This window comes from Streptomyces sp. WZ-12 (assembly GCF_028898845.1).
In the GTDB taxonomy this organism is placed as follows: Bacteria; Actinomycetota; Actinomycetes; order Streptomycetales; family Streptomycetaceae; genus Streptomyces.
The window spans coordinates 299,911-325,830 of the sequence record NZ_CP118575.1; the positions used below are offsets into that span (position 1 = coordinate 299,911).

A 25,920-nucleotide genomic window follows, 5' to 3' on the forward strand; every position below is an offset into this window, starting at 1 on the left:
TCGAAGAGGCGGCGGGCGACGGTGCAGCCCTCCGCTCACCGCTGGTGCAGGTAGGGCTTGTAGGGGTCGAGGATGCTGGCCCGGCCGGCCCACCGGCCGACCAAGAGCTCGTCCGCGCTCGCCGCATTGGCGAAGCGACGGACGGTATTGCGGGCCAGTTCAAGCTGACGGGCGATCGCGCGCAGTCCGACGCCCTGGTCGAGGAGGGCGTGAATGGCCGCGTGCTGTTCCCGGCCCCGGTCGGAGAGCCGGCCGGTTGTCCGCGGCCCTGTGGCAGAGCAGGCTTTGAGGTCCGCCTCATCGATGACCGCAGTGTCTCGGGCCGCGGCAGAGTCGTGCGGCTCACGCAGCAGAGCGCGGTGTTGAACGACTGTTTTCTCGACGGCCTCGGCGAGGTTCGACCAGATGTGCCAGCGGTCCGCGACGTGGACCGCGTCGGGAGCGCCGAGGCGTCCGGCTTCGGCATAGGCCGTGGAACGGTCCCGGCAGATCACCTCGACGCCGGGATGGTCGGTGAGCCACCGAGCGACCGTCGCCGTCGTCCGGTCCGGCAGCAGGTCGATGGGCTGACGGGATTCGATGTCGATCAGGATCGTGCCGTAGTTGTGGCCCTTGCGCAGCGCGAAATCGTCGACCCCGAGCACCCGCGGCGTCGAGCTCTCCGGCTCCGGAAGGCGGCGGATCAACCGCAGCAGCGTCGACCGGCTCACCCCGGCCGCCAGGGCGTGGGACAGGCGGGCACCCGCCCGGCCGGCGAGCATCACGGCCAGGTGCTCCAGCACCGTTTGCAGCCCAGTGCTCCGACGACCGTGCCGTACGGTCAGGCCGTCGACCTGCTCGGCGAACGTCGCCTGCTGGCAGGAACGTTGACCGCAACGGAACCGCCGCACCTGCAACTCGATCAACACCGGTCGCCCACCGACCGCGCTGTCGGCGAGCCGACGTACGTACCGGCTGTGCACCCGAGCCGACAGCGTCCCGCACGCTGGACACACGGCCTGCTCCACAGCCGTCCGGGCCCGCACGGCCACCAACTCGCCCTCAGACACGACGTTTTCAATCACGACACCGTCGACCTGGTGGAACCACAGGTCCTGGAGGAGCACATCACCCACGGCCGTTCATGATCGCGGTTTCGGTAACCCTCCGTGGCCCCAGCACTGAAAGTGATCCAGAACCAAGACTCGGCCGGCGTTGAGCTCGGCTCAGTATGGCCACCAAGGTTGATTGGATTGGAGTCGATAGGTGATTGAGGAGTAGCTCTTCGGCGTGGTTTGGGGCCGGCCGGCCATCGACTCTCGGTGTGTTCGCACATAAGAATGAAGCTGTTGCCTAGCTGACGACTGCTTCCAGGGGTGTCGTTCGCTGGCCTTGAGTCGGCTCTGCACCGTCGCTGCGGTCAGCCGAGAACGGAAGCGTCTGACAGTGAGGATGTAGATGGCATCGCCCGGAGGTCTGACTCTCCGTCTGACTGACGCTTCGGCTGTCCTTTGCTGGAACCGTCGGCCCGCCGGGCGATGCTGCTGCGCACGTGGCCGGTCGGGCGTCTGTGACTTCATAGGAGCCCGGCCAAAGGTCCCATCACTGTCTCGTCCGTCTGCCCGACCGGCGCGTGCCACCCCTCACGCGTCGTACGGAAAGGCAGCGAACTCCAGCATGGCAGCAGATGAGATAGCGGTCATCGGCGGCATCGACACGCACACCGACCTCCACCAGGCCGCGGTCATCGACACGGTGGGCCGTCGCCTGGCCACCGCGGCGTTCGAGACCAGCCCCGCCGGCTACCAGCAGCTCCTGCAGTGGCTGCGCTCCCACGGCGAAGTTCTGGCCGTCGGTATGGAGGGCACCGGCGCCTACGGCGCCGAACTCGCCCGCTTCCTGACGGCGAACGATCTCACCGTCATCGAAGTCGACCGCACCGACCGCAAGGCCCGCCGCGACAACGGCAAGTCCGACCCCGTCGACGCCTATGCGGCCGCGACCGCTGTGCTCTCCGGCCGCGCCACTGGAACACCAAAGACCCGCAACGGCATCGTGGAAGCCATCCGCTCCCTGCGCGTGGTCCGCAAGAGCGCAGTCAAGGCCCGCACCCAGACCATCAACCAGATCCGCACCCTGATCGTCACCGCACCGTCCGCGGTCCGCGAGAAGCTGCGCGATCTGTCCACCAGCGCCCTGATCGACACCCTCGCGCGCTCACGCCCCACCGGTGACCTGGCCGACCCGACCTGCGCGGCCAGAACCGCTTTGCGGCGTCTGGCCCGCCGCTACCAGCAGCTCAGCGAAGAGATCAAGGACGCCGAAAAGGAGATCGGACCGCTGGTCACCAAGGCCGCACCCCGGCTCATCGCCCTGCCCGGCGTCGGGCCCGAAACCGCGGGACAGCTCCTGTCCACCGCGGGCGACAACCCGGGCCGGCTCAAGTCCGAAGCGGCCTTCGCCCACCTGTGCGCGGCCGCCCCCGTTCCCGCGTCGTCGGGCCGCACCAACCGCCACCGCCTCAACCGGGGAGGCGACCACCAGGCCAACAACGCCCTGCACACCATCGTCCTCGTCCGCATGAAGTACGACCCGCGGACCCGCGAATACGTCGCCCGACGCACCGCCGAAGGACTCACCAAGAAAGACATCATCCGATGCCTGAAACGGTTCGTCGCCCGCGAGATCTACAGGAACCTGCCACACCTACACACCACGACCACATCGCTCCCGCAGACCGCTTGACGATCTATAGGAGCTTCCATGCACCTCACGAGCAGCAGAGATGCCCGCACTGTGTTTGTGTGTCGGGCCAGCTGATCCTGTCCACGCTTCTGCTGGGCGACTGAGGCTTCCTGCCCCACGTTATTCCTTGCCCGGCGCCGGAGACTTCCCTGTACTGGCTTCTGTTCTGAACGGCAGAAATGGAGAACTTCAGCATGCCTGGACCGGATGTCACGGTCATCATCCCCGCATACAACGCCATACCGTATGTGACCCGCAGTGTCAGCTCTGTCCTCGGCCAGAGCCTGGGCGCGGACCGAATCGAGCTGATTGCAATCGATGACGGCTCCACAGACGGGACGGCGCAGGAACTCGACCGCCTGGCGGCGCGGGCGCCGCTGATGCGCGTGATCCACCAGCCGAACTCTGGAGGACCAGCGGGCCCTCGAAACCTGGGTATCGGCCAGGCTGCTGGCCGGTACGTCTTCTTCCTCGACGCGGACGACCACCTCGGGCCCGAAGCGCTGCAGCGCATGGTTGTCGTGGCTGACACCAACGGCTCCGACGTCGTTCTGGGTCGGATCGTCGGAGAAGGCGGGCGCAGCGCGCCTCGGTCGATGTTCCGGTGGAACCAGCCCAGAACCGATGTCTTCGCCTCCCGGGTCTACTGGACGCTGAATCCAATGAAACTCTTTCGCCGTGAACTGATCGACCGCCTCGAACTTCGTTTCGATACGAGCCTGTCGATAGGCGAGGATCAGCCGTTCGTCGCCACCGCCTACCTCGAAGCCGCTTCGGTATCCGTGATATCCGACTACGACTGCCTCCACTGGGTCGCGAGGGAGGACGGCAACAACATCACCTCCCAGAGGCATAGCACGCGGATGTGGATGCAGCTGTTCAAAACGATGACCGAGCTCGTCGCACAGCGCGTCCCGGCTGGCCCAGACCGCGACACTTTGATGCACCGGCACTTCGCTGTCGAACTCCGCTCCGTGATCCTGCAGCTGTGCCAGGAGCCGCAGCGCAGCCGCCAAGACAGACTCCTGCGCGAAATGGCCGGCATGGTTGCGCTGTATTGGACCGAAGGATTGGCAGCCCGCCTGCCCGCCGTGGTGCGGCTGCGCTGCCATCTCATCCGCCACAACCTGCTTGAGGAACTCCTCTCCCTCGCTCGTTGGGAACTCGACCAGGGCGCCACCAGCTACGGCACTACTACCCTGGCCGCCACGAACCCCCAACTCCACGTCGAAAGCGGGCGCGCCTACGCCCTTTACCCCTACTTCCGCCACTCCACGCTCAACATCCCCGATGACTGCTACGACATCACCACTGAGCTCCCCGTCCGGCACCGCGTCGACTCCGCCGGGCTCAACACGACCGGGCTACGCCTGACCGGCCACGCATACATCGACCGCATCACCACGACCCAAGTGAGCACCGAGCTCGTCCTACGCGAGCGATCCTCCGGCCACGAGCGCCGTCTCCCAGTCCGCCATACCCCCACCCCGGGCCTGGGAACCGACGAAGACAACGAAGGCTACGAGTACGCAATGGCCGGCTTCGACGTCACGATCGACCTGGCACCGCTAACGGCCGGACTCTGGGACATCTTCCTGGCCGTAGGCGCCCAGGGCATCACCAAACAGGTCCGTCTCGGCAGCAACCGCACACCATCATCGACCACCGCTACCACCACGCTCATCACGCCGCAGGGTACTGCAGCCACGCTGTACACCACCAGGCCGTACGGCAATCTCACCCTCGACATCGGCGAAAGCAAATACCAAGTACCCCCACACCTGCGCGTGATGAACACCACATGGTCTCCCGATGTCCCTGCCACCCTCTCCGTCAACGGCCACTGCACCCTGGCGAGCTGGCCGCAGGGCTCGCTGGCGCTGCGTGCTCGAAACTTGGACGGCTTGGATCACACCGTCGCGGTGCAACTCACCGCACCCGACGGCACCTTCACCGCACTGCTACCGATCAGCACACCGGGGCAATGGCAATTCTCGCTTGACCTCGCGGTACCCGGCACAGGTGCACACTGGACGGTCCCCATACCACCGCAGGCATCACTCCACCCCGCACGCTGGCACCGCCTCGGCCTACCCCACTACGCCAAGCCACTGCCCGGACACGACACACTGACCCTCCGGGTCGGACGAGTGCAACTCTTCGTAGCAGCACGGAATCGACTGAAGCGGGCTTTGGGTCAAGCCGTACGCTGGTCCGGAAAGGCTCATTGAACCTCTTTCATCCCGACTCTTGAAGAGTGAAGTTGCTGGTCAGCGGGCCTGTTGGTGACATGGCGAAGCCTCCGTCGTTGGTGTGGTGTTCTCACGCATCACGCCGACAACGGAGGCTTCGTTGGTTCCGTATTCTGCCAGTCTCGACGTCTCGCACGAGCTCGTTGAGCATGTTGCCTGGCTGCTGCACGCACGGCGCCAGGAGATCAACTCGCGTTGGCGGAGGCTGGGTTGCTTCAAGCAGGCCCTGCTCGCGCTCGCTCACCTGCGGAAGAACGAGACGTTCGCCCAGTGTCGTGTGTGGCCTCAAGAGATAGCTGACAGAAGAGTCTCGGGAGAGGCTTGACGGGTGTATCAGGACATTCTTGACGACGTCTCAACTGATCCTCGATCATGAACAGTTGTGGGTAATGAGGATGAATCGGGGCAGCGTGGCCCTGCGTGGCTCGTCGAGCAGCGGTACCGGGCGGTGCTTGAGGTACTCGACGGTTCGCCGGTCAGTGAGGTGGCCGTCCGGTACGGCGTGTCACGCCAGACGGTCTACACGTGGAAGTCGAAGCACGAGGCCGAGGGGCTCGGAGGGCTGAGGGAGAAGTCCCGGCGCCCCCGGACCAGCCCGACCCGGCTTCCCTCCGAGGTCGAGGCCCTGGTGTGTGAGATGCACAGGGCGAACCCCCGCTGGGGTGCCCGCCGCATCGCCTTCGAGGTGGCCCGGACCGGCACGGGTGCCGCACCGTCGCGGGCGACGGTCCACCGGGTCCTGGCGCGCAACGGGCTGATCCGGCGCCAGGAGCAGAAACACCGCCGTAAGTACAAGCGGTGGCAGCGCGAGACGCCGATGCATCTGTGGCAGATGGACCTGGTCGGCGGGATCTTCCTGGCCGACGGCCGCGAGTGCAAGATGCTCGCCGGGATCGACGATCACTCCCGGTTCATCGTCGTCTCCATCGTCCTGGCGGTGCCGTCCGGCCGGGCCGTGGCCGACGGATTCGTGCGCGCGATGCGGACCTACGGGGTGCCGGCCGAGGTCCTCACGGACAACGGCAAGCAGTTCACCGGCCGGTTCACCAAGCCCCGGCCCGCCGAGGTGCTGTTCGAACGCGTCTGCCGGGAGAACGGCGTCACCGCCAAGCTGATCAAGCCTTACTCGCCGACCACGACGGGGAAGATCGAGCGTTTTCAGTGCGCCACGAGGCGCCCCGTCGTATCCCCGGCATAACCGGGAGGAACTCGGAGGGAGGTTCTTGGGTCCAATGGCTTACCTGGATCCGAAAGGTGAAGGGGACCGTAGCATGCCAGGAAATCAGAGACCGGGTCCAGGCGTAAGAGGACGTCTCACGTGGTGACTTTTGCGAGTCTCTTGTAGCAGGTCAGGGTGGCCGCCAGGCCGAGGAAGGCGAGGAAATGGGAGCCCTTCCGCTCGTATCGGACGGTGAGGTGGCGGTAGCCGAACAGCCAGGGCTGTGAACGGTCTCGTTATTCCCCAGGGCTGGGGTCACGTAATTCCCCAGCCCCTCGCGTGATCGGGGTCAGTCTGAGGACTTCTTGGGGCGCTTGTTCGGCCGGAAGCTGGGGCCGTTCATGATGACTTGGTGGCTGGTGTTGATGAGCCGGTCCAGGAGCGACTCGGCGACGACGGGGTTTGGTTTGGGAAGAGCGGATACCAGTCGCTGGGCGCCCGGTTGCTCGTGATGATCAGGGACCGGCCCTGGCGTTCGCTGACCAGCTCGTAGAGGTCGTCGGCCTGGGCCGCGGTGAGCTGGCGCATGGCGAAGTCGTCGAGGATGAGGACGTCGGGCCGTACCAACTCGCGGATCCGTTTCGCCCAGGTGCGGTCCGCATGGCCGCCAGCCAGGTCCGCGAGGACGCGACTGGTCTTGGCGAAACGGACGTTGGCGCCCTGGCGGACGGCGAGATGGCCCAGGGCCTGGGCGATATGCGTCTTGCCGACCCCGACCGGACCGAACAAAATGACCGACTCCCCAGCGTGGAGCCAGCGCAGGGCTCCGAGGTCTCGGATCTGGGCGGCGGGAAGCTTGGAAGAAGCAGCGAAGTCGAACTCTTCCAAGGTGACCTGCTGCTCGAACCTCGCCCGGTGCAGGCGCCGTTGGAAGGCGACGGTCTCGCGGCGGGTAATCTCGTCCTGGCAGAGGATCTGGAGAAAGTCCAGGTGGCCGAGCTCTCCGCTGTGGGCCTGGGCCAGGCGGGCGTCGAGGGTTTCCAGCATCCCCGAGAGTCGCAGGGCCTTCAGCGATTCCCGCAGGGCGGTGTCCATCACGCTCATCGAAGCGTCTCCTCGGCGTCGTGATGGACCTGGTCACCGAGATCGCCACCCGCGATCCCGGTGGATGCGACGGTCGCGAACAGCTGCTGGGGTCCGTGGAGGAAGGCGGCCGCTCCGGCATCGCCGCTGGTCTCGGGCTCGGGGTCGGTCTCGGTGCCGGCGACCAGGATTCCCTTGATGGTGCGATAGGAGGGATCACCGACCGCGATCGCCTTCGCGCAGGCCGCTTCCAGCCGCGTCTCGCCGTACTTCTTGCGCAGGCCGAGAATCCCCTGGGCGGCGCGTAGCCGGTAGAGCGCGTTGATCTCCAGCAGCAGGTCGATGACGGTGCGGCAGGCGTCGCCGACCTCCGATGCCTGGGTGCGGCACCAGACCGGCGTCCGCATCTGGAAGGCGATCTTCTCCGGTGGGTAGTCACCCCGGTCGGTGCGTTTCCCCTGCTCAAGTGCCGCGTGAGTCTTGACCAGTTCACCGTTGAGGAAGACCTGGACCATCGTCGCGGTGGAGCGGACGTCGACCTTGCGGCCGATCAGTTTCCAGGGCACCGAGTAGAGGGTGCGGCCAACCTTGATGTGGATGTCGGGACCGACCGTCGCCGTCGACCAGCGGGCCAGGACGAACGCGATGGGCGGCAGCGGCAGCAGCGTCTCGGCCTCCACCGCCGCGAAGACGGCCGCCGGTGCCGCCCTGTCCAGCGGCCGGCAGTCACGGCGCCCAGCGACGTCGCGGCTCCAGACCACTGCCTCCTTCTGCATCTGTTCGAGCGAGGCGAACTCCCGGCCCCGCCAGAACGAGTCTCTGATATAGGGCATAGGCCGCTCGACCCTGGGCTTATCTTTTGGCTTCAAAGCGCGAGCTGGATCTACCAACGCCCCGTAGTGGGTGGCGAGTTCGGCATACGCCTTGTTGATCTTCGGGTCGTAGAGGTCGGGCTTGTCGACCCCGGTCTTCAGGTTGTCGGGCACCAGCCGGCGCGGGACGCCGCCGAAGTACTCGAACGCCGCGACGTGGGCCTCGGTCCAGGCGTGCTGATCGAGATGCACCACGGGCCGCATGAACATGTGCCTTGAGGCGGGCAGCACCATCACGAACGCCCAGATCCGGTGCCGCTTGCCCGTCCTCGGATTGATCCACTGCCCCAGGAAGCCGTAGTCGATCTGGGCCTCCGAGCCCGGTTCGACTTCGTCCCGCAGGACCGTGACCTGCGACTTCTTCACCTCGTCGGGCAGCGTGTCGCGGATCCACCGGCGGAGGGAGGACTGGGAGATCTCCAGCTTGCGCTCGTCTCGCAGCCGCTGGTGGATCGTCGAGACGGTCACTTTCCCCAGCAGCGACTCGATGAAGTCACGGTGCAGGTCGATCTCCGGCCAGGTCAGCTGCCGCAGGCGCCGGTCGGCCAGCTCCGGGAACCACCCCTTGATCAGCTTCCCCCAGTCCGCCTCGCTCATCGGCGGCCCGCCCGGCGCGATCCCCGACGCCTCCGCCGGCGCCAGGTACTTCCTGACTGTCTTGCGGTCCACCCCCAGCGACCTGGCCAGATCGCTCTTCGAGCGGCCCGCGTACCAGTGGACGTAGATCTCGGTGATGTCGACCACGACCAGCGTTCTCCTTGCCATCGGCTGTCCGACCAGCAGGCCCAGAGGCCCACCACCGTCGCCGCGATGACCAGGTCCCTCGATCCCGAACGCCTTCGTACCCATGGCCAATTAGGAGAAATCGGGATGAGGAATTACGTGACGCTCAAACCACTCCAGATGGGGAAAAACGTGACCGCTCACACAACGCGGCCGCCGAATCCTTCCACTCCTCGATCAAGGTCGAATACATCCACCGGCACCGCTTCGCCACCCGTGCCGGGGCCCGACTGAAGATCGCCACGTGGATCACGGACTTCTTCAACACCCGCCGCAGGCACAGCGCCGCCGGCGGACTGCCCCCGGTGGAGTTCGAACGGACGATCACCGAAGCCCGGATGCGGGCGCACCAGGAAGACCGAGCAGCATAAGGAAGTCCTCCACGTTTCCAGGGGATTGACAGTCGGCGGTGACCTGCACGTTCATCCCGTGTTTCTTGTGCTTGCCGGAGTAGAACGGGCGGTCCGCGGCAATGCGGTCGATCGGCAGGAGCGTGCCGTCCAGGATCAGATATGCCTTCACCGACGCGGTGCGCACCGCGTCGGTGAAGGCTGGGGGCGAGGATGGTCAGGAGCTCGACAGTCTCGGTGACGTAGCGCGGTAGGCCGTCGTGGTTCCGACGCCGAACCCTGCCGCGAGCTGGGCATACGTGTGGCCCACTTTCAGGTGGGCGAGAGTGAGCAGGGCCTGGCGGCCAGCGCTCAGGCGCCGCCAACGCGAGCCGATTTCGTGGCGATGCCGTCGCAACTGCTGGGTGAGGAAGCGCAGGGCAGAGCTGGACACGTCGACGCCCGACGGGTAAACAAGCACGTGAAGCCTCTGGCGGAGCCGGTTCTCTTGGTCGAAAACCCATCTACCAGGGGCCTCACCATGTTGTCAGCCCAACTGCCGGACCGGAACGTCAGGTTGGAAAGGGCTCAGTAACCGCATAAGCCGTGTCCAAGGTTCGGGGTCAAGGCCCCGCGTTGACTATCCAGCGCCTTGGTTTCCGGTCAGTACCGCTCGCAGAACAGTTGTGCTCCTCTCGAGGCGGCGCCGAGGGTGGTCAGCTTGTGGGTCTCACTCAACTTTTCCAGCAGTTGCCCGAAATGTTCGCTGCTGCGATCGAATTCCATACAGAGGAACTTGATACTCTCCTGAAGTGTTCTGGACATGTCGAGGACGACAGGAACCTCGCTGCCCTCGATGTCCACTTTCAGTATGTCGATCGGCTTTCCGAGGAGCCTCAGATCGTCAAGGACGACATCCAAGGGCTCGACTGTCACCTCGACTCCATCGGCCCCGAGCCGGCTGCCGCCAGCTCCATCATTGATGGTCGCCTTTCCTGTGAAGTCTGACACAGCTTCGGTGATGATCATGCATCTTCGCGGGTCCACCCGGTCGACGTTCATTCTCAGTAGCTCGAGGTTGTGCGGCTCGGGCTCTATGGATACGACACAGGCTTGGGGTGCCATTTCCAGTGCGAAGCAGGTGAAAGATCCGATGTTCGCGCCGACATCGACAACAAGGCGGGCATCGCGAATGCGGTCGTGAACGTGGTACACGTCCTCGCACCACACCTCTCGTATAACATCGAAGTCGGCAGGGCACTCGTGGCGCACATGGAGGAGAACCTTCGGATTGTGCGTGGGTACGAGAATTGTTTTCACTTCTATTCTCCCCCCAGAATTGCTAGCATCTCGCTTACTCGATGAACGTAAGTGTGGCGTTCGAGTACAATTCGATGCATTCTCGATCGCGCACTCGAACGAGCTTGGTGATCGACCAATGCGTGCTCAATGATGCGTTCGAGATTATCGAAATCCCCCCATTTGTACATAGGGAGGAGTCCATCGAAATCCCCTTTGAGAAAATCTATCTCCGGCATGATCAGATAGCCGCCGCGTCCGGTTGTCTCGTAGACCCGGTCGGAACAGTACAAGGTTTTCTCGTGGTCGAGACAGAGGCTATCGCCCACCGTAACGCCGGCCGACGCGTAGAAATCGTTGAGGGCTTCACCGCGCTCGACCTTGGGATGGTCGCCACCAGGGTTGCGCCAGGACCAGTTGTTGCGGACGCACATCAGTCTCAATGAGTCCACGACCTGCTTACGATAGGGCCAGGCCTTCGAGTGGTAGCCGTTGCCGTTGCTCCCGACGAAGGCCACGTTGCAAGCGTGCCGGGCGTGTGCCTTGCCGAAGTGGGCGGCGTCGTGACGGATTCCGGGTCTTAGCCAATGATGGTTGACTCCCATGTCCCTCCACCGGTCCTGGTGTGAACCGTCCGCCGTGAAGACGTGGGAGGTAAAGAACATGGGGTGCAGCCACCACTGACGCGCGCCTCTGTCGCTGCCGTGGAAGATATCGAGGTGCAGTGTCGCCGTCCGGACGCCCGCCATGGCACACCGACGCAAGGTGTCGAGACTCTCGCGTAGGGGCTGGGCGTCGTCCCATGTGCCGGTCCACAGCAGGAGATCGGAGGCGAGCGCGGTCTCGCGGACACGGGCCCATCTGGTGGAATTCTCCTGTAATGGGATCACCTGGTGCCCTAGGAACTCGAATGCTTTGCGCACGTCGTTTTCCGTGCTGTAGGCGGGTTTGAAGTTTCCCACGTATGCGACACGCACGACGGCGACCTCCTTCCTCGGTCTCAGTCCCCGGGCGAAAGAGGCCGAATATGTCGGGCTGCGAAGGCTCGGGACATGTGTTCCTCAAACCCTGCGTTGCGAAAGATCCGACAGCGCTCGTTTGTACAGGGGCAGAATTTCCTCCCAGCGCATACGTGCGGCCAGTTCTTTGGCCTGCTCGTGCATGTGTCGTACAGCGGCGGGATGTCGGTACAGATGAAGTATTTCGTGGGCGAGTTTCGGGACGTCGACGGTATGCACGTCGACCCGGCCGCAGATACGGATGGTCGCGACTTCAGGCCGGACGGGGACAAGCCACTCGCGGGGCAAGACGACATTGTTGGGGGAGACGTCTGTCATCAGGACGGGGATACCGGATCCGATGGCCTCCTGCGCCGGGAGACAGAGACCGCCGTATCGGCGGGGGAGCACCAGGACGTCGCCCGTCTGGAAGATGTCTGCCGGTCGCGGCATGGGGCCGACGAGGTGTATCCCGCTGCCGTCGAGCGCTCGCCGGAAGACGTCGTTCATCTGCTGGCAGTACAGCGTGAACACAGCGTCGGGCATGAGCGGCCGCACCGACTTCACGGCCTCGATGAAGGCCAGGGTGCCGTTGCGGTCCTTGAAGGCGGGGCGTCCTGCTATGTGGAAGAACTCGCGTGCCCGTGTGATGTCGCGCCGCGGCAGGTCGGACAGGTCTATGGGCACCGGCAGATACCGTGTCGGGCCGATTCGTTCGATGTCCTCAAGGTGCCACGGTGAGGGAGCGACGAAGAGGTCGGGCCTTGGGATCGTGGGTCGACGCCGTTCGGACGGCCTCACGTAGTCGAGAAGCTCGTAGTTCGGTTGACAGACCGTCTTGACGTTCCGTTCTCGACAGTACCACAGTAAATCATAATTGAGTGGCGTTTCGCAGTAGAGCACCAAGTCGAGATTCGATACGAAATCCTCTATGTCGCTCTTCGACGGGGCTCCACGTGTGCGCACATCATACTCATACCAGTCGGCATGTACCGGCATGTGATTCATTTCACTGATGTCCAGCAACATCGTTCTGGCCGGTTCGAGCCATTTGTGGAGCGACCTCGTCTGAATTCCCAGACCGGTATCCGTTGCGAAAGCAAGTAGGCCCAGCCTGGGCTCGATTGCTTTCATTCGCTAGCCCGACAGGCCGGCATAGAATCGCGGAATTTCCGAGTGCGAGAAAAGGAGAGTTCACTCATGCGTCGAGTCCTTTCATGTGCGTTCCCTGTGGGTTAGCCACGCCAAGGCGCCACGGGTCAAGAATTTTTCGAGAAAGCTGTGCATTAATATTACATGGATTGACCGATTCTCACTGAACGGTGACGGGGTCTCTTTCGCGTGGAGGTTGGCACGTGAAGTGAGGGCCTGGTACCCTAGTCGCACTTTTTGATCTGCGGGGACTCCGTTGCTCAATTCGCAGGAGCTGCAGATCTGGCCGGCTCCGGTCGCTCGGCAAACAGCGTCGGTACAGGTCGTGGCGGCCGAGCCGGCTAGGGCGTTTCTGACGGATCTCCGTGGAGGAAGGAGCGGCGTCTGGTGCGTGTGATCGCAAGGCGCCGGGATGTCTTCATAGCGGAGCTATGGGGACATGTCGGCAACGCCGCGAGCGGGCGTGCCAGACGCCGCGGAGATCCGTCAGAAGCGCCCTAGCCCGAGGAATTGAGCAACGGAGTCTGCGCGCGGTCGGCGTGGAGGGTTCAGGTGGGGGCGGCGAGGCGTCGCTTGTAGTGGTGCCAGCGGGCGTGGGCCTGGTGGCTGGCGGCGTCGCCAGGTGGACCAGTGCAGGTGGAAGGCCATGCGGTGGGCCGCGAGGTGTACCGGCAGGTCCTGTAGTAGTGCGGTGAACAGCTGGGTCCTTGGAGGACCCCATCGTGGGGCTCATGTCGCTGGACCCGACTGGCAAGGGCCGCCGCCGCTGGACCTGCGCTGGAAGCCCGCCCCCAAGTCTTCGCCATCACCTTCGCAGGCCGCCTCACCCCCACCAACCACTGACACCTCAAAAATCAAGATCAGCTGTCAGGGCGTCGCCTTGGTCTGGGCGTCCTGCGGTGTTGGCGCCATGCCATTGCCAGCGCCAGGTGCGTTCCGGGTGGTGGACGAAGTGTGCTCCTGCGTCAACCATGCGTAGCCAGCAGCCCCAGTCTTCGCAGGGGGCTGCTGACCCTTTGACGGGCGTGAACCCGCCGACTCTCTTGACGAGTTGGGTGCGTGCGAGGACGGTGACGGGGATGTAGTTGGTGATTTTTAGCCGGGCGGGGTCGAATGGGCGGTTGAAGTCCGGGAAGGGATCGGCTCCGCCTATGAGGTCGAACCAGGGGTAGACCAGGTCTGCGTGGGAGGCTTTGGCGGTGGCCATGAGGTGTTCGAGGTGTTGGGGCAGGAGTTCATCGTCGGAGTCGAGGAAGGCGACCCAGGGAGTGGTGACGGCGGCGAGCCCGCGATTGCGCGTGGCACAGGCACCGGCTCGCTGACGGTCGTTTTCTATGATTACGCGGCTTGGGAGGAGTGTCTGTGCGGTGACAGAGCGGAGGGCGCGGTCGAGCATACCGTTGCGGCTACGGGCAGGGTGCGTGGGAATCACCAGCGTGATGTCTTCGGTATATGGCATGCGGGCCACAGAACCTCCTTGGCATCGTCAGCACTGGACACGGCACTGATCTCTACTGTCGGGTTTTGCGGACTATGACATAGGCCGGGAGCGGCGAATTTTCGTTGAGTTAACACTTCCTACAATCCTGGCGAGCATTGCCCCAATTTGGCGAGGAACGTCTCGCGGTCCCGGATGGCTTGCATACTGACTTCGGCTCGGCAGGGTGACATTGGGGGCGTCGAGGGGCAGATTCAGTGTCTGTTATGAAGTCGTCGAGGGTGTTGGGCCAGTATTGGAGGCGTTTGAGTCGGTTGCGGACGAGGGTTCGAGTCGGTCCCCGGGCCATGACGACGAGGTTGGCCAGGCTACGTTTGATGTGGGCCTATACCCACTCAACGCGGTTCAGGTCGGGTGAGTAAGCGGGCAGTAAGAACATCGTCAGCCAGTCACGCTCGGCGCGCACCCTGCGGGACACGTGGGTGTTCCCTCATTGACGTAGACGCCGGGTGTGGTGGGGGCGGCGAGGCATACGAGCCTAACCTTTCGGCGGTGACGAGCAGGACGCCAGCCATTCGGCCAGGTCACGTCAGTATCAGTGCCCACCGGGCCTGACGGCTACCCCTCAGCGGGAACACTTAGCGGCCAGCCCCCTGCCCTCAAGACCGCCCCAAGATGCCGCCTGCCGTCGCATTCCCTGCCGGGGCGAGCCAGTCGGCCGGTCAGGGGGCTGGGCGCCGACCGGGTGATGAGGTTCCCCCGAGATGCGGAGGATGGTGACAGAGGGTCAGATGGTTCTCATGAGAGGAACATCGACCATGGCTGCCCCCAGGAAGTACTCGCTGGAGTTGCGCGAGCGTGCGGTGCGGATGTACCGGACCTCCGACCCGAAGCCCCAGATCAAGCGACTGGCTATCGAGCTCGGCGTGCATCCCGAGGCCCTGCGCGGCTGGATCCGGCAGGCCGAGGCCGATGCCGGCGAGCGGGACGACCGGCTGACCAGCGACGAACGCGTCGAACTCGCCGCGCTTCGCAAGGAGAACGCCCAGCTCAAGCGCGCGAACGAAGTTCTGCGGACGGCCTCGGCTTTTTTCGCGGCGCAACTCGACCCGACCCGGCCCAGGTGACGGGGCTCCTCGACGAGCACCCTGACCTGGGAGTCGAGTGCGTCCTGCGGGAACTGCACATCGCCTCCTCCACCTACTACCGCTGGCGCCGCGCCGAGAAGCAGCCGTGCGAGCGGCGGCGTCGCGACGTCGAGCTGACCGAGCGGATCAAGGAGATCCACACCGAGTCCGGCGGGATCTACGGCTCTCCGCGCGTGCATGCCGTGCTGAAACGCGAGGGCACACGCGTGGGCCGCAAGCGGGTCGAGCGCCTGATGCGCGAGGCCGACCTGGCGGGCATCAGCCCGCGCCGCACAGGCTTCACGCGCCGGGATCCGAAGGCCACACTCGCCCCGGACCTGGTCAACCGGGACTTCACCGCACCGGCGCCGAACCGGCTGTGGGTCACCGACCTGACGATGATCTCGACCGGCGAGGGCCCGCTGTGGCTGTCGGCGATCCGGGACGCGTTCTCCCGCCGGGTGGTGGCCTGGGAGACCTCCGCCCGCGCGGACGCCGACCTGGTCCTGACCACGCTGGAGTACGCCCTCGCGTCCCGCGAGGTCGAGCCCGGCAAGCTCATCCACCATGCCGACCACGGCTGTCAGTACACATCCATCAAGCTCACAACTCGCCTGCTGCGGGCAGGAGTTGACGCGTCCATGGGCTCCGTCGGGGACAGCCACGACAACGCCCTCGCGGAGAACCTGTGGATGCTGATCAAGACCGAGTGCGTGCGCGGCCGCGTCTTCGCCACACGTGCCGAGGCGAACCTCGCGCTCTTCGAGTACACAGACGGCTTCTATAACTCCCGCCGCACCCAGGAACGACTCGGCTTCCCCAGCCCGATCGAATTCGAGGAGAAGTACTACGCCGAGCAGGCAACGGCCGAACGAGCGAACCTGAAACCCCGTCAACCCCTCCTGACCAGCTGATCAGCGCCTCCCGAACGACGGGGGAACCTCAGAGCGAGAGCCGCGGCCGAAGATGATCGACGCGTTCCTGGAGAAGGTCGAGGAGTGGGTCGAGCAGTCGAAGGCAACGATCCGCGCCGATGTGGTCCACGAGAAGCTGGTGAAGATGGGCTACCTCGGCAGCGCACGCTCGACGAGGCGGGCGGTGAACGCGGCGAAAACGGCCTGGAAGGCAGGCAAGCGCCGCACCTACCGGCCGTGGGTCCCTTCTCTGAACTACGAAATGGCCCTGTTTTATTGAGATTTAAGATGGTTCTTCGGGCCGGAGCTGGTAGTGATCTGGCGGCCCGCGACGTCGGGGAATGTGGGCATGCCGAGGTTGACGGCTGCGGTGCGGCTGGCAATGAGGTTGTCGAGCTGTGCGAGTTTGGCGTTCGCCGCGGCCAGGCTGACCTTGAGTCCTTCGGCTTCGCCGGCCCAGCCTTCGCGTTCGGCTTCGGCGATGCGGGCGAGGAGGTTGTCACGGATGCCCACGAGTCGTGACCGTTGGGCCGGGTCGGCCCGCAGGAGCGGGCATCGGATGCAACTGTGCTCGTGAATGCAGCTGGTGCCGTAGGCTCGTCCGCAGTCACCGAGTGCGACTTTGCGGCGTTCGAAGTGCCCGAGGAAATCCTCCCATTCCTCCTCGGTGGGGCTGCGGTATTCCTCGCTCGGACGTAGTTCCCGGCGGCGGGCGATGAACGCCCGGTGCCCGGTAATAGCCTCCTCGGGATAGACGGCCTTGTAGCCCATGGTCGTGTTGATGTCGCGGTGGCCCAGAACCAGTTGGGCGATGTGCGGTGGCATCCCGTTCATGACGGCGTCCGTGGTGAAGATTCGCCGGAAGTCGTGCGGAGCGAAGTGCAGCGGTCTCCCGGTCGTGTCGGTGAACCCGGTGGCGGCGAGGGCGTCCTGCAGGAGGGTGCGGATACCATCGATAGGGATGGGCCTGTCCTCCAGTCCGATCTTGCGCTGGAACAGCAGGGGCAGGGGCGGGTTCCAGACCTTCTCGTGGTGGTCGTAGGCGATCACGAGGGGGACGCTGCCGTCGGCGGTGCGGATGCGGCAGATGATCGCGGAGAGCACATCGGCGAGTTCCGGGGAGACGACCAGGAGCCGTTCCTCATCGGTCTTGGAAGGCGCGATCTGCAGCAACGGGACGAGTTCACCGGTGCTCGGCAGCCGGTATTGGACCAGGCTGTGGTGCGAGATCTCACTCAGCTCCTCGATGCGCACTCCGGTCATCCGCAGAACCTCAACCGCAGCCCAGCCCCAGAAGGCGTTGCTCTCCTCACGGGCCAGGTTCCGGCGCCGCCCGGTGTCGAGTTCCTCTCCCCACAAGTGCGGCGAGTGTCGCTTGAGAACCGCGCGTCGGAGCGTCGTGCAGTCGGCGGTGAACACCTCGCCGGGGTGGGTGTGTCCGGCGGCCTCCAAGCGGGCGGCGGCTGCCTTCCGGTTCCGGTCAACTGCGTCGATCAGCACCGGGAGGACGGGCAGACGTTCGCGGGTCCGCTGATCCATCCGGGCCTTTTGACGGGACTTCATCTTGCGGTGCTGGACGTCGTCGGCGCGGATCGGGCAAGGGACCGCCCAAGGCCCCCAGCGGGACGGCTCGTCCAGTGCCCACTGAGCGAGGTCGAGATAGAAGGCCCGCACTGTCATCAAGGTGTCGGAGGCGGTGGCCCTTTCCACCGTGGTTTCCACGACGTCGCCGTGCTCGTTGGTGGTGCGGACGGTGCGGGTCTGCAGGCGTCTCTTCCAACTGGCGGCAATGTCGGGAGGAAGCCGGAGCGAGTCGATGCCGGCATGGTGCTTTTCCAGGTCCTTCCAGAACCACAGCGCCAGCGCGGTCGCCAGGCCGGTCAGCGTGTTGTAGTCGATAGATGGCTGACGTTCCATCAAGTAGTCGACCAGCAGGTCGCGGACGGGACGGCAGGACAGGTCGTAGCGGTCGACGAGCTGTTCGGCGGTGAGCTGGCCCGGGAAGCGCGTGCTGAACATGCGGACCGAGGTCGGGGCGCCGGCGGGGAAGACGCCGAGGGAGTGCAGCAGCTGGTAGGAGAACGGGCTGTGCCGGCTGGCCTTGGCCGGTCCGGGGAAGACCTCCCGGCTGGTCTTCAGCAGTTCGAGGCAGTCGCCGGGGGTGACATCGGCGACCGTGCCGCCCTTGGCCGCCATGATGAGCGCGATCTTCTCGATCGCGGGCAGCACGGTGGAGTCGCCCACCGTGCTCGCCTTCCGCAGGGCCCGAAGAGAAGCGATGGCCTCGCCGTCGCGGACACGCTCCATTTCGTTCGCGATCCGCAGCGGCGAGGCCGTGGCCATCAGCCAGCCCAGGTCAGGCCGCAGGACGTCACCGCCGATCAGCTGGACCAGGCCCATGCCGAGGATGCTGAAGATCCGCTCTCCTCGTGGGCCGAGATTGTCGACGCTCTTCAGGTCGCTGATGAGCCGGGTCCGCCAGTCCACACGTCCGTCGACGCCGACGCCGCTGGCGTCCCACCGTTCCTGCCAGGTGGTGCCGGGCTGCATCTCCAGCCAGTCGAGCACCTTGAGCAGGGTCAGTTTCCGGTTGCAGCGGGTCTTGGAGTCGTTCCCGAGGAACGGTGGCTTGAGCATCCGGGACACCACGGCGGCCCGGCTCTGCCGGGTCGCCGGCCAGCTCTTCGGGTTGGTCCGGGGCGGGAACTTCTTCCAGAGGGCGACGGCCTCCGCGCTGAGCTGCCAGGGGCGGGCGGCCACCGCCTCGGTGATGGCGCTGGTGGTCACGGTCGCCTCCGGCCGAACAGCACGTCCAGGCTCTCGGGCCGGTAGTGCAGAGTCGGCTCCGAGGGCTCCGCCGGTTCCTCGGCCTGGCGACGGTGGTGAGCCAGGACGCTTTCGATGACGTCCTCGGTGGTGGGCGTGACGTACCGCTGAGTGGTGGATAGACGTGCATGTCCGAGTACCCATTGGACGTCCGTGATCGGCATCAGCGGGTCACGGGCGAGCCGGTAGGCCGCCGTGTGCCGTAGGTCGTGCAGCGACCAATCCGACCCCAGCGTGCTGTTCGCGCGGACGAACATCGCTCGCGCGGCATGGTAGTTGAGAGCACGAAACGGCCGTCGCAGCGTCCACCACAGCGGGTCGTCGGGGCCGGTGGGCACCAGTTCGTGCATCTGCTGCTGGTAGAGCCGCAGCCAGACGAACGCGTCCGGCGAAGCCGGCAGCTGCTGCAGGGCGCGCGAGCCCTTGCGTACCACCGTGACCAACTGGCGCCCCGGGTCCGTGCCGGAGCACAGCACCCCGAGCAGCTCGGAAGCCCTGGCCCCGGTGGAGATCCAGAAGGCGACCATGGCCCGGTCACGGTCCGAGGACAGCCGGGCGAACAGCTCGTTGAACACCGCATCGGGGATCTGACGCGGGATCCGTTGCGGCTGCCGTGGTCGGAACAGTCCTGCCCGTTGCGGGCGCCATGGCTCCATCGGGTTGTGGTGCGCGTTCACTCGCGGAGTCCTGGCCAGCGGGAACGGGTTGACCAGCGGACCGGTCCCGGCCTCCAGATGGTGGGCGTAGAAGCTGCGGAGCACCGTCTCGCTGTGCGCGACCGTCGACGCCGCGTACGTCGTCCCGACCGGCCGCTTCCCGGTGATCGGATTCGTGCCCCGGGCGACCGGCCGAACAGCCGACGACGAGGTCGATGCCGAACTCCGGTGCGGCCGAGGAGGCTTGGCCGTGATCTGAATCCACCGGGAGAAGTCGCGGGCCTCGATCCGGGTCGCCTCGTTCCACGGCACCTCGACCGCCCACAAGAAGCGGAACCAGCGCAGCAGGTCCATGCCGTACGAACGCTGAGTCGTCGCAGGCCGCCCGGCCGCCTGCAGATCCTTCATGTACGCAGCCGCCGCCCCCACCATCGCCCCGGCAGGATCCACCAGACGATACGGCTCCCACGGGTCACCACTCTCCACGAGCGCACCCACCCGGGACACCACCAGTGAACCCAAGTCCCTTGAGACATCCTCACGTTCGAGCATGTCAGGGGACGGTAGCCAGCCCGCCTCCGCCATGTCCGAAGAACAAGAAGAGAACCTCCCGTAGTTCAGTCAACACGCCAGAGCCGGGCCGATGGCTCCAGTTCGACTGGGGCGAGGGCCCGCGGATCAGGGGCCGGCGGACCTGGTTGTTCTGCGCGTGGCTGTCCTGGTCGCGGTTCCGGGTCGTGATCCCGGTCTGGGACTGCACGTTGGGCACGCTGGTGGCATGCCTGGACACCACGTTGCGGCGGATCGGCGGGGCACCGACCTACGTCCTGACGGACAACGCGAAGACGGTGACCGTCGAGCACATCGCCGGGATCCCGGTGCGGCACCCGCAGATGGTCGCCGCGGGCCGGCATTACGGCTGCCAGGTGGTCAGTTGCGTTCCCTACGACCCCGAGTCGAAGGGCGGCGCGGAGGCCACGGTCCGCATCGCGAAGGCCGACCTGGTGCCCACCAGCGCGAACCTGCTGGCCGCCTACGACACCTTCGCCGAGCTCGCCGATGCCTGCCTGACCTGGTGCGATGCAGTGAACTCCCGCCGCCACCGGGCGACCGGACAGATACCCGCCGACCGCCTCGATATCGAACGCACCACCCTGCACATACTGCCCATCGAGCCGCTCGCGCTCGCGCTGGGCGAGGAACGACTGGTCGGCTCGGACCGCACCATCAGCTTCAACTCGGTGCGTTACTCGACCCCGCCGGGCTATACGGGCGCGAGGGTGTGGTGCCGGGTGGTCGGCGAGGAACTTTCCATCACCGCCCGCACCAACTCCGGTGACCTGTCGGAGATTTGGCGCCACCAGCTCTCCACTCCGGGTGCTCCACAGATCATCGACGAGCACTACCCCGACCATCCCGATGGCCGCAGTGTTCACCAGCCGCGGCTGTAGCCCCGCTCGGAAGCGGAGATCGCGTTCGTGGGCATCGGCTCCGGCGCGGGCCGCTGGCTCAAGGAAGCCGGACCCGCCGGAGCGGTCCGCATCCGCTCCAAGATGGCCCGCGCGGTCGAGCTGGCCACCGTCCTGGGCAACGACAGAGTCGACCAGGCCCTCGGCCTGGCGGCCACGGCCGGACGCTTCGCCGACGGCGACCTCCTCTCGATCCTGGGACACATCGCGGATAGCAAGCCCGCCGGCGAGGTCGTCCGCGCGGACGAGGCCCACTCCGTCCAGAACGGAACCATCGGCTGGCAGGCACTCGGCCGCTGACCCAACAGCCCATCTCTCAACACGTTTTGACGATTCCTTCCCCAAGAGAACGGCACCTCCATGAGTTTTCCCAGCGCGCCCGCCCTCCCCGAGGAACTCGACAAGCTCATGCGCCGCATGCGGCTGCCCCATATGCGCAAGGCGGCCCCCGATGTCCTGGCCACCGCGCGGGCTCAACGCTGGGACCCCGCCGAGGTGTTGCGGCTGCTGATAGCCGAAGAGGTCACCGGCCGCGACGCGGCCACCCGCCGCCTGCGGCGGTCCTCGGCGAACTTCCCCACCGGCAAGACCCTGGGCTCCTGGCGGGCCGAGGACTCCACCATCCCCGAGCCCACCCAGAACTCCCTGATCACCCTGGAATGGATCGGCCGCGCCGAGAACTTGGTGATCGCCGGCCCGAGCGGCACAGGGAAAAGTCACTTCACCGAGGGACTCGCCCAAGCCGCGATCGAGAAGGACATGAGGGTGTCCTGGTTCACCCTGGAGACCCTCGCTGCCGCGATCGGGAAGTCGAAGGTCGATGGGTCCACGGCACGGACCGTCGCCCGGATCTGCCGGGCCGATTTGATCGTCATTGATGACATTGGCCTGCTGCCGGTCGGCGAGGACGCCGCCGAGGCGTTCTACCGGATCATCGACGCCGCCTACGAGCGTCGCTCCATCGCGGTGACCAGCAACATCCACCCCTCGGGCTTCGACACGATCATGCCCAAGACCCTCGCAGGGGCGAGCACCGACCGTCTCATGCACCACGCTCACCTCGTGACCACCTCCGGCGACTCACATCGCCTCGCCGAGGCCCTCGCCGGGAAGGGAGTGGTCCCCTTGAACTGACCCCCACCCCCAGGAACACCACTGGCCACACGCCTGGATTTCTGATGGCCACCAGCCTGGTCATCCACCGGCCACCTACCTGGGCATCTCAATGGCCGTTGACAATTCAGGCAATTCAGCTTTCGCCCTATCACGCGGGTCCCCCAGAGCACCGTCCCTTACGCCTGGACCCGGTCTCTGATTTCCTGGCATGCTACGGTCCCCTTCACCTTTCGGATCCAGGTAAGCCATTGGACCCAAGAACCTCCCTCCGAGTTCCTCCCGGTTATGCCGGGGATACGACGGGGCGCCTCGTGGCGCACTGAAAACGCTCGATCTTGCCAGTGGTCGTAGGCGAGCGCGGCTTCGTCAGGCGCTGGGTGATGCCGTTCTCGCGGCAGATCCCGACCGCGCCGAACCCCAAGGACGGCGAGAAGAGCCTGGACTGGTACTACGGCCTGAACCACTTCCAGTACCGCGTCGTCGGCGAGAAGCGCGGCGACCAAGTCACCTATCACGTCGACGTGCAAAAGCGATACGACTGGGGTATCCCCAGCGAGCACCGCCGCACCCAGACCGCCTTCGGAGGTCCCTTCAAGATGGAGCTGGAGCAAGCCGACCTGGCCCACCTCAACACCACAGGTTTGGCGCGGGACTTCGACGTCAAAGGCAGCTCCGGGCAGATGCAGACCACCTTGTGAGCCCCCGCTACGTTGGCCGGCACACCGGTGCGCCGGCACCCGACCCCAACAAACCCCCGGCTGCGCCACGCCCCCGGCGCCAGCCAGGAACGGGAGGCGTCGATCGAGGCAAGGTTAAGAAGACCGCCCTGTGGGGGCCCTCGCCCTGTGTCTTGCGCTGTCCATCGCCGTTCTCGTTGGCCTCGTGCAAGGTTTCTACGAGATGGGCCATCCGCCTGGTGGCTGGTGTCAGGACAACTCGGTGTCCTGTGTCCACCGTTGAGCATCCGCGTCGGGTTCATTCCGGTGCGCTGGGCCAGTCGTTTCTCGGCAGGTGCAGTGGCCTCCGCGGCCGGGAGTGATTACGCCGTAATCACTCCCGGGGCCGATTCTGACGGCACAAGGCCATACGCATACGTATCAGGCCCCGCTCCCCCACCAGAGGCAGGGTGCGGGGACTGACAGCCATGTCGAGTTAAGCCGGGGATACGGTCTGCAGCTTCTGCGAGAGCTGCTGGATCTGCTCCGTGCCCATGTGGCGGCAGATCAGGTCCGCCATGGCGTCGACGTCCTGCCACGGCAGGCCCGAAACTGTATCGGCTGTCGCCGGCGTTGACGTCGGCTTCGGTGTTACGGGCGAAGCCGGGTCCCCGCCACGGTCGCTGCTGGGCGTTGTTGCTCGACGGCCTTGCTGGGGGGCGATCTGCTCGGTGATTACGGCGTTATCACCTGAGGCGCTCTCGGGCCTGGAGGCTGGAGTGATTACGCCGTAAACACTCGGCACCTGGGGCGGCGGGGCATCGCTGGAGGGCTTGCGCTTGCGTTCCTTGGCGTGGGAAGCCTCAGCGGCCCGCTTGTCTGCCTCAGCTCGTTGCTGTTGCGGCGGCAGCTTGCCCAGTCCTCGGACGTGTTCGACCTTCCGGTCGCCTGCTTCAAGGTCGGCCTGGAGGGCCGGGTCAAGGTGGAGGAGGGAGAGCCGCTGGGAGATGAACCCTTGGCTTATACCCAGACGTTGGGCGGCCTTGCGTTGCGAGCCGTAGAACGTGACGAGCTTCTCCAGCGCGTTGGCTTCTTCGAGCTCGATCATGTTCTCGCGATGCACGTTGGCCACGAAGGCTGCTTCCAGCAGCTTCTCGTCCGACGTGGCGAAGGCGTCATCGACGGTGTACTTGATCTCCGTCAGGCCGGCCTCGCCAGCAGCCGCGAAGCGTCGGTGCCCATCGACGACGACGTACTGCGCCCCGTCCTTCAGCTTGCCGGCTTGACCGGGCCGTTCGGCGAGGTAGGCGTCCACCGTGACGAGGCTGATCGCATTGACCAGGCCGACCTCAAGAATCGACTGCGCGAGGTCGGAGACGTCGCCGACCGTCTCACGCGGGTTGTCGGGGTTCTCACTGATCTGAGTCAGGGGGAGCCTCGCGGCCTTGGGTGCCGGCGCGCTTGTCGGTGCTTCTGTTGCCGCGGCGATGGCGGCACGGCGGGCGCTGACGGCTGGGGCGGCGTGGCTGAAGGAGGCGGAGGCGCCGAGCTTGGCGGCCTTGCTGCTCATGCGATCTCCCGGGCCAGGGCGCGGATGTTGGCGGCTTGTTCGCTGTTGGAAGCGTAGGCGAGGAGGGGTGTCTTGGTGCGGACGGCTTCGCGTTGTTCGCGTCGGTCGGGGATGACGGCGACGACGCGGGGGTCCCTTATGGCCTTCCAGGATGCGAGGGAGCTGGTGGCGATGTAGCCGCGGCGGGCGTCGTAAAGGTTGACGATGAGGCCGAGGTAGTCGAGTTCGATGTTCATGTCGGCGCGCATGTCCTCGATTTGGGAGACAAGGAGGCCGTAGGCGTCTGCGCTGCTGTCTTCGGCTTGGACGACGATGCCGACGCCGGACTGTCCGGGCTGTTCGCCGTCGCGACGGCGTCCGTAGTAGACGGCGGCGTCCATGCTGAGGCCGAGGCTGGGCGGGCAGTCGACGATGATGACGTCGTAGTCGCCTTCGATGGGGGAGAGGGCTCGTTCGAGGGCGGCTTCGCGGACTCGGACGCTGGAGAGTTTCACGTCCAGGAGGAAGGCGTCTTGGCTTGCCGGCAGGAGGTCGAGGCGGTCGCCGAACTGGTCGCCGCTGACTCCGAGGATGAGGTCGCGGATGTCTCCGCGGTCCTTGTCGGCGGCCATGTGCTTGGAGAGCGTGTCGCCCTTCATGTCGAGGGGCTCGTGGCCGAGTTGCTTGGTGAGGTGGCCTTGCGGGTCGAAGTCCACCAGGAGCACGCGTATACCGTGGCCCGGCAGTTGTTCAAGGTCCAGTTCCGTGCCGGTCTCGGTCATCTGCTTGGAGGCGCGGACGGGGAAGAGGGCGTGGGGGTCCTCGGCGTAGGCCTGGGCCATGCCGGCTGCCGTGGCGGTCTTGCCGACGCCGCCCTTCTGGTTGCAGATGATCTTCCGCTTGGGAATGGTCGGGCGCTCAACGGCCGGAGCGGGGTTGGAGTCCAACCACAGTTGCACGGATTGCGCCAGACCTTGGATTCCGGATACGCCACGTGCGGTGGCGTCGGTGCGGAAGTCTTCCCACATGCCTTCCGGCAGCCAGGTGGAGAAGGACTCTGCGCCTGCGGTGTCGATGAGGGAGAGGTTGGAGCCGAGGCTGCGCCAGGCGGTGATGCCTTCGGTGACCGCGTCTTGGAGGGCGATGCCTCGCTGGGCGACGCGGATTTTGAGGGCTTGCCATAGTGTGGCGGGGAGTTTAGATACGACCTTCTCGCGGTCGCTTTGCGGACTGCTCGTCATAGAAGGAACCTTACTAACGCGAGCGATCATTTCCAACACCAGGGCGTTAGTGTCTACTCGAAGTAGCGTAGGGAATGGGTGATTACGCCGTAATCACCATCCAACCTCCTGCACTGGGACGCTTCCTGACGCACCATCCGCTGACCCGCCGCAACGAAGATCGAGTGTCCTCACCGATTGCCACGGTGTGCGTCAGCCCGTTGCGGTCAAACTCAGGAGTCAAGTGGACGACGAGGTGATGGTCACGGTGACGGATCGGCTGTGTAGCCCCTGGCCA

General features: G+C 65.5%; 19 protein-coding genes and 7 pseudogenes. 12 read left to right on the forward strand and 14 right to left on the reverse strand.

Annotated features, from left to right (window positions below; all coding sequences use genetic code 11):
• Window positions 1–35: 35 nt before the first annotated feature.
• A complete protein-coding gene (locus PV796_RS41550; RefSeq protein ID WP_274919613.1) occupies window positions 36–1,115 on the reverse strand; it encodes an ISL3 family transposase in 1,080 nt (359 codons plus the stop codon).
• Window positions 1,116–1,656: 541 nt separating this feature from the next.
• Here PV796_RS41550 and PV796_RS41555 point away from each other — a divergent pair.
• The 4 genes and pseudogenes from PV796_RS41555 to PV796_RS41570 all read left to right on the forward strand — a co-directional run.
• Window positions 1,657–2,724 carry an IS110 family transposase gene (locus PV796_RS41555; protein WP_274919614.1) on the forward strand — a complete coding sequence of 356 codons (1,068 nt, stop codon included), beginning with the start codon at window positions 1,657–1,659 and terminating at the stop codon, window positions 2,722–2,724.
• 194 nt (window positions 2,725–2,918) lie between these two features.
• Complete coding sequence (locus PV796_RS41560; RefSeq protein WP_274919615.1) at window positions 2,919–4,955, forward strand: glycosyltransferase family 2 protein; 2,037 nt, start codon at window positions 2,919–2,921, stop codon at window positions 4,953–4,955.
• 82 nt (window positions 4,956–5,037) lie between these two features.
• A pseudogene (locus PV796_RS41565) lies at window positions 5,038–5,247 on the forward strand (IS5/IS1182 family transposase); the annotation flags it as partial.
• Between the two features lie 111 nt (window positions 5,248–5,358).
• Window positions 5,359–6,171: pseudogene (locus PV796_RS41570) on the forward strand (IS481 family transposase); the annotation flags it as partial.
• Between the two features lie 119 nt (window positions 6,172–6,290).
• On the opposite strand, the pseudogene PV796_RS41575 reads toward PV796_RS41570, so the two are convergent.
• The 3 genes and pseudogenes from PV796_RS41575 to istA form a co-directional block, all read right to left on the reverse strand.
• Window positions 6,291–6,428 (reverse strand): annotated as a pseudogene (locus tag PV796_RS41575) (IS5/IS1182 family transposase); the annotation flags it as partial.
• Window positions 6,429–6,484: 56 nt separating this feature from the next.
• A pseudogene (istB, locus tag PV796_RS41580) lies at window positions 6,485–7,239 on the reverse strand (IS21-like element helper ATPase IstB).
• Complete coding sequence (gene istA / locus PV796_RS41585) at window positions 7,236–8,834, reverse strand: IS21 family transposase (protein WP_274919595.1); 1,599 nt, start codon at window positions 8,832–8,834, stop codon at window positions 7,236–7,238. The pseudogene istB (PV796_RS41580) and the gene istA overlap by 4 nt, the downstream one beginning before the upstream one ends.
• Window positions 8,835–8,848: 14 nt before the next feature.
• Here istA and PV796_RS42605 point away from each other — a divergent pair, with 14 nt between their 5' ends.
• On the forward strand, window positions 8,849–9,244 hold the full coding sequence (locus tag PV796_RS42605) for an integrase core domain-containing protein (RefSeq protein WP_446750727.1): 396 nt from the start codon (window positions 8,849–8,851) through the stop codon (window positions 9,242–9,244).
• A 31-nt stretch (window positions 9,245–9,275) separates the two neighbouring features.
• Here the strand turns inward: PV796_RS42605 and PV796_RS41590 are convergent.
• The 6 genes and pseudogenes from PV796_RS41590 to PV796_RS42610 all read right to left on the reverse strand — a co-directional run.
• Window positions 9,276–9,683, reverse strand: a pseudogene (locus PV796_RS41590) (transposase family protein); the annotation flags it as partial.
• Window positions 9,684–9,865: 182 nt separating this feature from the next.
• On the reverse strand, window positions 9,866–10,522 hold the full coding sequence (locus PV796_RS41595; protein ID WP_274919616.1) for an FkbM family methyltransferase: 657 nt from the start codon (window positions 10,520–10,522) through the stop codon (window positions 9,866–9,868).
• Window positions 10,523–10,524: 2 nt separating this feature from the next.
• A complete protein-coding gene (locus tag PV796_RS41600) occupies window positions 10,525–11,478 on the reverse strand; it encodes a glycosyltransferase family protein (RefSeq protein WP_274919617.1) in 954 nt (317 codons plus the stop codon).
• Window positions 11,479–11,562: 84 nt separating this feature from the next.
• Window positions 11,563–12,498, reverse strand: a complete 936-nt coding sequence (locus tag PV796_RS41605; protein ID WP_274919618.1) for a glycosyltransferase — start codon at window positions 12,496–12,498, stop codon at window positions 11,563–11,565.
• A 1,000-nt stretch (window positions 12,499–13,498) separates the two neighbouring features.
• Window positions 13,499–14,110 (reverse strand): glycosyltransferase family 2 protein, encoded by a 612-nt coding sequence (locus tag PV796_RS41610; protein WP_274919675.1) that lies wholly within the window; start codon window positions 14,108–14,110, stop codon window positions 13,499–13,501.
• Between the two features lie 235 nt (window positions 14,111–14,345).
• Window positions 14,346–14,576, reverse strand: a pseudogene (locus PV796_RS42610) (transposase); the annotation flags it as partial.
• 331 nt (window positions 14,577–14,907) lie between these two features.
• Between PV796_RS42610 and PV796_RS41620 the strand changes: the two are divergent.
• The 3 genes and pseudogenes from PV796_RS41620 to PV796_RS41630 form a co-directional block, all read left to right on the forward strand.
• A complete protein-coding gene (locus tag PV796_RS41620) occupies window positions 14,908–15,216 on the forward strand; it encodes a transposase (protein ID WP_274919483.1) in 309 nt (102 codons plus the stop codon).
• Complete coding sequence (locus PV796_RS41625) at window positions 15,213–16,130, forward strand: IS3 family transposase (protein WP_274919602.1); 918 nt, start codon at window positions 15,213–15,215, stop codon at window positions 16,128–16,130. Before PV796_RS41620 ends, PV796_RS41625 begins: the two co-directional genes overlap by 4 nt.
• A 43-nt stretch (window positions 16,131–16,173) precedes the next feature.
• A pseudogene (locus PV796_RS41630) lies at window positions 16,174–16,374 on the forward strand (IS21 family transposase); the annotation flags it as partial.
• A gap of 29 nt (window positions 16,375–16,403) precedes the next feature.
• On the opposite strand, the gene PV796_RS41635 reads toward PV796_RS41630, so the two are convergent.
• Window positions 16,404–18,917 (reverse strand): site-specific integrase, encoded by a 2,514-nt coding sequence (locus PV796_RS41635; protein WP_274919620.1) that lies wholly within the window; start codon window positions 18,915–18,917, stop codon window positions 16,404–16,406.
• Window positions 18,914–20,164: a site-specific integrase gene (locus tag PV796_RS41640; RefSeq protein WP_274919621.1), complete on the reverse strand. Its 1,251-nt coding sequence runs from the start codon at window positions 20,162–20,164 to the stop codon at window positions 18,914–18,916. The genes PV796_RS41635 and PV796_RS41640 overlap by 4 nt, the downstream gene beginning before the upstream one ends.
• Window positions 20,165–20,349: 185 nt before the next feature.
• Here PV796_RS41640 and PV796_RS41645 point away from each other — a divergent pair, with 185 nt between their 5' ends.
• From PV796_RS41645 to PV796_RS41660, 4 genes are all read left to right on the forward strand, one after another.
• A complete protein-coding gene (locus PV796_RS41645; protein ID WP_342456987.1) occupies window positions 20,350–21,063 on the forward strand; it encodes a Mu transposase domain-containing protein in 714 nt (237 codons plus the stop codon).
• Between the two features lie 27 nt (window positions 21,064–21,090).
• Window positions 21,091–21,381, forward strand: coding sequence for a hypothetical protein (locus PV796_RS41650; protein WP_274919623.1), 291 nt, complete (start codon window positions 21,091–21,093; stop codon window positions 21,379–21,381).
• Window positions 21,382–21,441: 60 nt separating this feature from the next.
• Window positions 21,442–22,215 (forward strand): IS21-like element helper ATPase IstB, encoded by a 774-nt coding sequence (istB, locus tag PV796_RS41655; protein ID WP_274919624.1) that lies wholly within the window; start codon window positions 21,442–21,444, stop codon window positions 22,213–22,215.
• Window positions 22,216–22,532: 317 nt separating this feature from the next.
• The gene (locus PV796_RS41660) at window positions 22,533–22,895 is read left to right on the forward strand and encodes a hypothetical protein (RefSeq protein WP_274919679.1); all 363 of its coding nucleotides are present in this window, start codon (window positions 22,533–22,535) and stop codon (window positions 22,893–22,895) included.
• 454 nt (window positions 22,896–23,349) lie between these two features.
• Here the strand turns inward: PV796_RS41660 and PV796_RS41665 are convergent, their stop codons facing one another.
• Window positions 23,350–24,423, reverse strand: coding sequence for a ParB/RepB/Spo0J family partition protein (locus tag PV796_RS41665; protein ID WP_274919625.1), 1,074 nt, complete (start codon window positions 24,421–24,423; stop codon window positions 23,350–23,352).
• Entirely contained in the window at window positions 24,420–25,643 is a 1,224-nt protein-coding gene (locus PV796_RS41670; RefSeq protein WP_274919626.1) for a ParA family protein, read from the reverse strand. The genes PV796_RS41665 and PV796_RS41670 overlap by 4 nt, the downstream gene beginning before the upstream one ends.
• Window positions 25,644–25,920: the final 277 nt, after the last annotated feature.